We start from the raw sequence: 2,080 nt of genomic DNA, 5'->3' as shown, positions 1-2,080 counted from the left end.
CTTGAACCCGCGCTCACAGCCGGTTTCACCTCGATGGGCATGGACGTATTCCTTTTTGGCCCGCTGCCGACAACGTAATAGGAAGAATAAACGCCCTTTTCACCCAAGTCCAAATTAATTTGCCGATTCCATAATCAGGGTGTATTACAATTCCATAGAGTTTTTCAATCCAGGTGGTTTAGCTGATAACTTAACGATTGATCAGCTTCTTCGTGAAGATTACTCGCCATGGGCGCGCAATAAAAGGATATCTGCCACGTTCAAAGAAGCGCATTTTATTGAAAAATATGGGTCAGGCATCAAACGAATCCAAGAAGGCTTCGCATCCTATGGTCTGCGTCCCCCTGTCTTTGAAAATTTCCAGCACGGTTTTCGAGTTATTGTCTCATCAAAGCTACTTTTCGAATCTAATGAGGGAGTAAGTGAGGGAGTAAATCTACTATTTAATCAGATAAGAACTAATCCAGGAAAGCGTGCACCATTTTTAGTAAACGAGCTATTAGTTCCTGTCAAGATAGTAGAGCGGTGGCTCAAAATCTTAAGAGATGATCATAAAATCGAGTTTCGAGGAGCTCCTAAAAGTGGAGGATACTGGCTAAAATAGAAATCAATGATACTCTTAAGTGGCACCAATCGAACTCCTATTTTAGCATTTAAAAAAGTATCCTCACATCATTTTATTGAACAATACCTAAGGCTGCTCTGGCGGCATTGATATGATTATCGTCGTTGCACTCTACCGCAAAAGCGCCATATGCTAATGGAGCTGCAGCAGCCCTCTCTATAGATTGTTCGTAGAGCCTATCCCATATCGTTCCGCCTTGTTTAGCATACTCCGTTATCAAACTCTTCAGGCTATCCTCTCCAAAAACCGATACGTGACCAGAAAAGTCCAGTGCAGGATCACCCATATGCGCAGTAGACCAATCTATGATACCAGAGGTCTTACCTTCCTTCGAGGTTAAGACATGCCCTGCATAGAGATCGCCATGGATGAAACAAGTGAATTCAGGCCACAAAGGGTCATTGTCCAACCATCTACGGTATCTGTTTTCCAACGGCTCGCTGATACCTATCTCAGATTTCACCAAGTGGATACGGTCAGCTATTTCGGTCCTCAATTCACTTGGAGTCATTATTTTCAAGTTGCTCTTTCTCACATCGTCAGCTGTAATACGATGTAATTCGGCCAATGATTTTGCCAGAGACTCCACATAAGCTATGCTATCGCGATCTATGTTCCAAGAAACCTCATGTGTTATCGCATCGAATGTCAGAGCAGGCGCATCCTCCAGTAAAGGGTAGGCTATTAGGCGCTCCGATACAATTTTCCAATCAGGGACATTGATCGACAGGTTTCTTTTGGCTAAATCCAATATTCTACTTTCATTTTCGATTTGTTCAAGCATATCGCTTCTTCGAGGTATACGGAGTACCCAGTTCTCACCGTTTACTTCCTTTACAAAGGCAACTCTAAAGTCGATGCCCATCTCATTGACGCTCATCTCTTCCGAAATTCTCAGCCCATGCTCTAGGGCTAATGTTTGCATATCTTCGATTGTCATTTCTATACTGTTTTCTTTTATTAAATTGGTACCAGTTCCCCCGACAGGACATTCTGAATGTCATATACAGGTGTAACACTTTACCCATATTCTTTTCGTATGGATAACACTTCCCATCAGGGAACAAAAATCTGATACATGAATTAATTGTGAGACAGTAGACCTACTGTCGCATTGAAGCCATCTCGGCGACTATTTGATTAGGAAAACCAAGGCTTTGCCATCATAGCCTTATCATAGAAGTATAACATAGTTGTAAAGATAGAAAATTATTTTTTATTCATCCATGATGTTATTATTTTATAATAACATCATCTAAACATGTCCTGTCGCTCTTTTGTGCTGTGATATTTCATACCTATTAACTGCTTTCGTTTGAATTATACGACGTTCTACTCACAATAGGGCAAGGGTTACTCATTCCGTAGGATGCGGTTCACGTATAGGAAGAATAAACGCCCTTTTCACCCAAGTCCAACAGCTTTGGACCGCAGTTGACTCTTTCGACACCCCTG

At 41.8% G+C, this 2,080-nt stretch carries 2 protein-coding genes; one reads left to right on the top strand and one right to left on the bottom strand.

Annotated elements, in window-relative coordinates; all coding sequences use genetic code 11:
* Positions 1 to 139: 139 nt before the first annotated feature.
* Positions 140 to 604, top strand: a complete 465-nt coding sequence (locus HX005_RS19460; RefSeq protein WP_071830580.1) for an ATP-binding protein — start codon at positions 140 to 142, stop codon at positions 602 to 604.
* Positions 605 to 677: 73 nt separating this feature from the next.
* Here the strand turns inward: HX005_RS19460 and mph are convergent, their stop codons facing one another.
* Positions 678 to 1,565, bottom strand: coding sequence for an Mph(E)/Mph(G) family macrolide 2'-phosphotransferase (mph, locus tag HX005_RS19455; protein WP_071830579.1), 888 nt, complete (start codon positions 1,563 to 1,565; stop codon positions 678 to 680).
* Between the last annotated feature and the right edge of the window lie 515 nt (positions 1,566 to 2,080).

This window comes from Acinetobacter sp. R933-2 (assembly GCF_030325485.1).
GTDB lineage: Bacteria > Pseudomonadota > Gammaproteobacteria > Pseudomonadales > Moraxellaceae > Acinetobacter > Acinetobacter sichuanensis.
This window is presented reverse-complemented; position numbering and strand designations above follow the sequence as displayed.

Bases quoted from the DNA above. Each gene is read 5' to 3' on its own strand.
- mph (WP_071830579.1), bottom strand. From the start codon at position 1,565: ATGACAATCGAAGATATGCAAACATTAGCCCTAGAGCATGGGCTGAGA.